The organism is Parabacteroides sp. PFB2-10 (assembly GCF_029893085.1).
Classification (GTDB): domain Bacteria; phylum Bacteroidota; class Bacteroidia; order Bacteroidales; family Tannerellaceae; genus QVMG01.
Window position 1 is genome coordinate 78,171 of the sequence record NZ_JARXWI010000010.1, and the last position, 6,715, is coordinate 84,885.

General features: G+C 47.8%; 4 protein-coding genes. All 4 read right to left on the reverse strand.

What is annotated here, in order from left to right; genetic code table 11:
• Nucleotides 1-4: 4 nt before the first annotated feature.
• The gene (locus M2137_RS10540) at nucleotides 5-1,492 is read right to left on the reverse strand and encodes a TolC family protein (RefSeq protein WP_280766400.1); all 1,488 of its coding nucleotides are present in this window, start codon (nucleotides 1,490-1,492) and stop codon (nucleotides 5-7) included.
• A 34-nt stretch (nucleotides 1,493-1,526) separates the two neighbouring features.
• The gene (locus tag M2137_RS10545) at nucleotides 1,527-4,691 is read right to left on the reverse strand and encodes an efflux RND transporter permease subunit (protein ID WP_280766401.1); all 3,165 of its coding nucleotides are present in this window, start codon (nucleotides 4,689-4,691) and stop codon (nucleotides 1,527-1,529) included.
• Nucleotides 4,692-4,811: 120 nt separating this feature from the next.
• Nucleotides 4,812-5,900, reverse strand: coding sequence for an efflux RND transporter periplasmic adaptor subunit (locus M2137_RS10550; RefSeq protein ID WP_280766402.1), 1,089 nt, complete (start codon nucleotides 5,898-5,900; stop codon nucleotides 4,812-4,814).
• Nucleotides 5,901-5,935: 35 nt separating this feature from the next.
• Nucleotides 5,936-6,544 (reverse strand): 6-bladed beta-propeller, encoded by a 609-nt coding sequence (locus M2137_RS10555; RefSeq protein ID WP_280766403.1) that lies wholly within the window; start codon nucleotides 6,542-6,544, stop codon nucleotides 5,936-5,938.
• Nucleotides 6,545-6,715 lie beyond the last annotated feature (171 nt).

Genomic DNA, 6,715 nt, shown 5'->3' on the forward strand with positions numbered 1-6,715 from the left:
CCGTTTATTGATAGAGATGGTGATCAAAATCGAACTTATCACTGAGTGAAACGTTCAGATCGAAATCATACAGGGTGAGTCTTCGTATTTTATAGTAGCTGACCCAATAGTTCTGCAAAGCCGAAATATAATTGCGTTGAGCCGATTCCTGCCGGTTCTGGGAGAGGGTGAGGCTGTTGATGTCTGCCTTCCCGATCATAAAGCGCTGCACGGTCTCTTCATAGGCGGTTACTGCCAGGTCGAGTGCCTCTTCGGCACTGGCGATCATATCCTGCTGGATATTGAATTCGCTGACGGTCATGATCACATCTTCCTCTACCTTCAACTCCTCCTGCTTGGAAGAGATCTGGATCACATTCAGGTTGTTGCGTGCCATATTGTATTTGCCGCGACGTACGCCCCAGTCGACCAGCGGGATAGAGACCGACAAAGAGACGACATCCTGTTGCAACAGGTTACGGTAGGCATCCCTGAAGCTGTCGCCCACCTGGTTGAAACCGACACTCGCCCGGAAGGAAGCGTTAAACATCGATTCCTTTTTGGTTCGGTCGACCTCCTGTTCGGCGCTTAATATATTTTGCTGTGATCCTAAGAAGGTCGGGTTGTTGTCACGGGCATATTGAAGAGCCACGTCGACCGGCACCACCATATGGCGGGGACGGTTGGGTAGTGCGGCACGTATCTCCGTGTTCTGATCGAAATTGAGGTAAGAGGCAAGATTGAACATGGCGCGTTTGAGCGAGAGCTCGGCACTCTGCAGGCTATTGCGCGCATTCACCGCATCGAGCTTCAGGGTGAGCAGGTCGCCCTGGCTGATCGAAGCAATCTTGTGTTTCTCCTGTCCCACGCGATAGAGGGTGTCGGAAGAGGCAACCTTCTCCCGGGCAATCTCATATTCTGTTTGCGCCATGGCCAGGGTAAAGAAGTAATAGGTGGCCATTTCACCGATCTCTTCCAGATCGTATAAGAGGTCTTTCTTGGCTTTATCGTACTTCAAGGGCTCCAATTTGTGTGCCCACTTAAACGGATTATACCCCAAAAGACTTTGGGAATAGCCCACCCGGATAGGGACGGAGGTGAACTGGCTATAGGTATCGTCACCGAAGTTGCGGATATACCCCAGGTCGGAATCGATAAAGAAGCTACCGCCCAACAGATCAAAGTTCTGTTCGATGGTCAGATTTCCTCCGGCATAGAATGATTGCTGATTGCGGTATACATCGATGTTGTTGCCCGAATCGTAACGCCGCGTAATGTCGCGGTAGTATTGGGCAGGCGTAAGGTTCAATGTCAGGCTGGGCAAACGCTCGGCCTTGAAGGTGCGGTATTGCCAATAACCTCTCAGAAACATATTCTTACTGCGGAAGGCCTCCAGCGAACTATCGGTGGCCAGCGCGATCGTCCGGTCTAATGTGAGTGTAAGTGATTGCGCCCCCGCCATACCTGCCATGGCAAGCAATAGGCCTATTAATAGTGTTTTACCTGTTCTCATATAGTGTGTCTTATCAATTATCAATTGTCAATTATCAATTATGAACCTCTTCCTTCCTGTAGATAAACCAATAAACCAGCGGAATAATAAAGAGACTGACCAATGTGCCAATAAACATCGCCGAGATCATCGCAATAGAAAGCGGTTTTTGTAATTCGCTACCCATATCGAAAGAGAACAACAACGGCACCATCGCAAAGATGGTCGTCAACGAGGTCATAATGATCGGACGCAAACGACGGCGGCCTCCTTCGTGGATCGCTTCCATCAACGGCATGCCCTCTTTACGCAACTCGTTGATCACATCGAGTTTGAGGATGGAGTCGTTGATAATAATACCGCAGGTCACCACGATACCGATAGCACTCATCAGGTTCAACGTATGCCCCATCATCCAAAGCACCAATAGCGAAGCCGCCACGTCGATTGGCAGTTCCAGTAACACAATAAACGGTTGCAGGAAGCTTTCGAACTGTGCAGCCAGAATGAAATACATCAATATAACGGAGATCATCAGGATGATCACCAATTCGTTGAGCATTTTCTTATTAGAGAAGAAGCTACCTGAATAGTCAATGTCCCACTTCGCCTCGTTGGGCGCTCCGGCCACCGTGCCGTTGAGCATCTGTCGGTCGGCGGCTTCCCGTATCTGCTCGATCAGTTGTGCCGGTTTCTTCACCTGATAGAAGCTGAAAGGGATAAACTCTCCGTTCTTTCCGGCGGTGATATTCTTCAGGTCTTCACCCGGTGTCACCCGGACAAGCGATTGCAGCGGCACATAGTCGATAACTCCCTTCTTGTCGGGCAGGGTGCGGATCAGCGTGGTCTGCATAATATCCTGTATGGTGCGTTCGTTGCCCGTAAGCGCGATCGGAAGATATTGCTGATAGGAACGCAGGGTGGCCACCTCATTCTCTTTGAATGCGGTTCTGAGTACGCGGTAGACCTCGTTGTAATCGACGTTATACAATAATAATTTCTGACGATCGACGGATACATTCAACTGGTTTTCGAACGCTATGCCGACCGGCGCATGACCCGTCAGCTGCGTCATGGTAGTTTCTATATTGCGAAGCGTCACCGGATCGGGAACCTCTGTCCGGTTGCGCGAATAGAATTCTGCGACAACATCGGCTTCGCCCGTGACGAACAGCTTCTCAAAAACCGTTTCCGGTGGCGAGAAAGAGATCACGGCCAACGGATAATGTGTCTTGATCCATCGCTCGATATGCTGTTGCAACGGAGCAATCTCGGAGGTCTTCTCCGTTTTGAAGTAAAGCTCGGCTTCGGATACCGATAGCTCCTGATCACGATTCAGGATAAACTGCTGCTGCCCGATATAGGCGGTGTGTTGTGCGCCCAGTCCGTCTATTTCGTCAAACAACCGGCTTGTGCGCGTCCTGTTCTCGTCGATATGGATATTTTCATTCCATTCCAGATGAGCAATCAGTTCGTTCTGATCGATTTCCGGCATACGGCTGGTCGGGATGACCATAAAAAGGAGCACACAAAGAGGAATCGTCAGGGCAACAAATAAAAGGGTGGCTTTTCGATAGCGGAAGACAAAGTTTATTCCACCATCATACCATTTGTCCATCGTATGCGCCTTGATCGGATTATTGATCGAGCGGTTGATCCAGCTCTTCTTCATCGGAGGAATGCTATACACCAATTTATAAAGCACCGGCAACAGCATGATACCCGTGAAATAGGAGACCAACAGCCCGACCGTTACCGCGAAAGCCTGGTCGAAGAAGATCGCGCCGGCGATCCCGCTCATAAACACAAGGGGAACAAACACGGCAATCGTCGTAAAGGTAGAGCTCAGCATCGGCGTGACCACCTCGCTCGTCCCTTTCTCGCAAGCCTCATCCAGACTGTATCCTTTCGCTCGGTACTGCATAATATTCTCCGTCACGATAATGGAACTGTCGATCATCATCCCCAACGCCAGGATCAATCCCGAAAGAGAGATAATATTGAGCGACATATCAAAGATGTAGAAGAAAAAGAAACTGATCACGATGCTCACCACCATGCTCAGCCCAATCACCGTTGGGCTTTTCACATCGCCCAGGAACAGGATGGCCACGATACAGATAAACAGGAAGCCGAGTCCCAGGTTTTCTTTGAGGTTCGAGATCGTATAATCGAGTAGTTCGGTTTGGTTGCGTGTGATGCTGATATCGATATCAGGATAGATACGCTCGAAATGTGCCGTCAATCCTTCCAATGCCTCCTTCATATTATCCATATTCTCGTCGGCTTGCTTGATAATCGCCAACGTAACGGCTCGTTTCCCGTTGGCCATCGAGAGACCTGTCTCCTTTTCCGGGGCAATCGCTACCTTGGCCAGTTCTTTCATCTGGAAGATACGGTCACCTTTCCGGATATAGATATTCTCCACATCTTCAGGAGTGCGCAGCAGAGTGGAAAACTTGATGTTGTATTCGTAATAACCATCGCGTACGGTCATACTTCCCGGTTCGATATTGTTGGAAGCAAGCGCCGATTCCAGATCGCTCAGCGAGAGACCGGCTATTTTCATCTTATCCAGGTCGGGGATGATCTGCAACTGTCGTTTTTGCATCCCGGTGATATCGACCATCGCCACCTCCGGCAACTGTTCAATACGTCGTTTGATTACGCTCTCGGCAAACTCGCAAAGCTCGAGAAAGGCAGCTTCGTCTTCTTCGAATGAAGAATGATGAGTGAATAATGAAGAATCGTTTCCTTTCTCCTTTCTCCTTTCTCCTTTCTCCTTTGATTTCAGCGTGAGGTTCAGGCAGAACACCGGAATGTCGGTCGCACTGGCTTTTACTACCCGAGGGCGTTCAATATCTCTGGGAAGACCACTCATTGAGATATCGATTTTCTCATTTACCTCAATAAAAGCTAAGTCTGTATTTGTTCCAAAATCAAAATTTAAGCGTATAATCCCTGCTCCGTCTCGTGTTTCACTCTGTATATCGCGCAAACGTGAAACTTGCATTAATTGTTGACGAATTTTTTTTATTGTTGAATTCTCTAATTCTCGAGCAGAGGTGTTCGGTGCGGACACCTGTACCGTAATCTCCGGAATAGCAATATCAGGCAGGAGCGATACCGGCAGGGTAAAATAGGTGACCAGACCCAGTATAAAACAGGCCGTGAATGCCATAAGGACGGCTATGGGACGCTGAAGTAAAAATTTAAGCATAATTATTCAAATTGATAATTGATAATGGATAATTGATAATTAACCCGCTACGGGGTTGATTTGTATTGGGCAGCCAGCCACCTATAAGTTCTTGCGGACTTTGACCTAATAGTTACATTATCAATTATCATTTGTCAATTCTCCATTCGTAACTACCGTCACCGGCGTGTCGTTTGCCAGGTTGATATTACCGCTGGTTATCACAATGTCTCCCGGTTTGAGGATTTCTGTTAATGTGTAATGTCCTGCATTCTCCAATCCTGTAGTGGTGTAGTTCCAATAGGCCTTACCTTTAACTAAGGTAAATACCACCTGTCTGCCCGAACGAAGCACAACCGCCTCTTTCGGAACTACCAACTGGTTGGGTACCGAACGCTGAATGCTCACCCGTACGTTCATCCCTTCAAAGAGATTCGTTTTTTCGGCTACGGCGGCTTTCACCTGCACCATGCCATTGGCTTCTACAATCGGATTGATCTCCGTGATGCGCCCTTCCACCTTTGTGTCGCTGGCAGCGTAAGGCGTAACCTCTACCTTGTCGCCTTTCCGGATCAGAGGTAGTTCGCTTTCCAGTACAGTGAAAGAGGCTTCCAGGCTGCGCGGATCGATAATTGTGCAGAACACCTCGGAGGTGGAGGCTGTGTTGTAGGCCTTGGCAAACAGATTGGCCACAACCCCGTCGAAAGGTGCGGTCAAAACAGCCTTTTCATATTCGTGAAGAGCCAGTTCGTATTGCACCAACGCCTGGTCGTACCCGCTTTTTACCTTTGCCAGTTCCATGGTCGCTTCAGGCACTTTGTCGTAATCGTCAATCATATACCCCTGTCCGATCAATACATCCTGAAGGTCTAATTTCCCCCTTTCCATCGTTGCTTTTGCCTGTGTCAGTTTATTACTGAGGCGGAAAGTCGATAAAGCGGCCAGCTTTTGCCCTTTGGTTACCCGGTCGCCATTTTTCACATAGATGGCTTCGATTGGCTCGGGCGATTCAAAGCGCAGATCGACATATCGCTGGGCAGACAGTTTGCCATTACTCACCAACTCATGATAGAAGTCGCCCTCTTCGAGCGTCATCACGGTCACTTGATTTCTCTCTTCCGGCAAGGTTGTTTCCACCGTCATCTCTGTCGTGTCCGATCCTTTCTTACCGCTGCACCCCGCCATTAACCCAATAAGCAACAATGCGGTTAACAATTTGTAGTGATTCATATTCAGTATATTATTTTCAATTATTATCAAGTTCCCTACACAGATACACTATGCAAAAATAGTAAAATAGGAATACGATGTTGTCGTAACCCCGATATTGTGTGAGATTTTACGATTTTTTCGCATTTGCTTGCAATCCATAAATCTATTGTAAATGAATTTTTATAAGTAATGGATTGCTTTTCTGCCCCAAACATGCTTATCAGATTGAGTGAGTCATTTACACTCCAATATGTCAGATAGGGTAATTCTAATGGTCCTTGTCCGCTTTCTATTAATCTTTCTATAAATTTCCCGGTATTATCAAACCGCAAAACTCCGCTTGAATTACGAAAAATACCCGAAGATATGTAGTAGTTTTCATTAACTTCTGCCGCCATAAAATTAACATTACTCAATAGAGACTTTTCGGTCACTTCCAAATTGATGAATTCGATCTTTTTTGCGATCGAATTAATCGTTATGGTGTCAGCCTGAGAGCTAAGTTCGCTTAACTCTTGTTCGAAGTCTAACATGAAAAAAGTGACTTCCTTCCCGAATTCTAAGCTGTTATTAACCTTGGATTCTTGTTTGCACCCAGCCAACAGGAGAGTAAAGCTGAATGCCCCCCAACCGACTATGGCCTTTTTGATATATTTTTTCATTGAATTATTTTTATATCTTTTTTGCGATTCCTTTTATCATAAGACAACCTTATTGGAGCAAAGTTTGCCGGGAATTCTATCGTCGAGGGGGGGGGGGGGGGGGGGGGGGGGGGGGGCGGCGGGGGGGGGGGGGGGTCCAGGACGCGAGGTGTGCGGCGGGCCCGCCCCCAA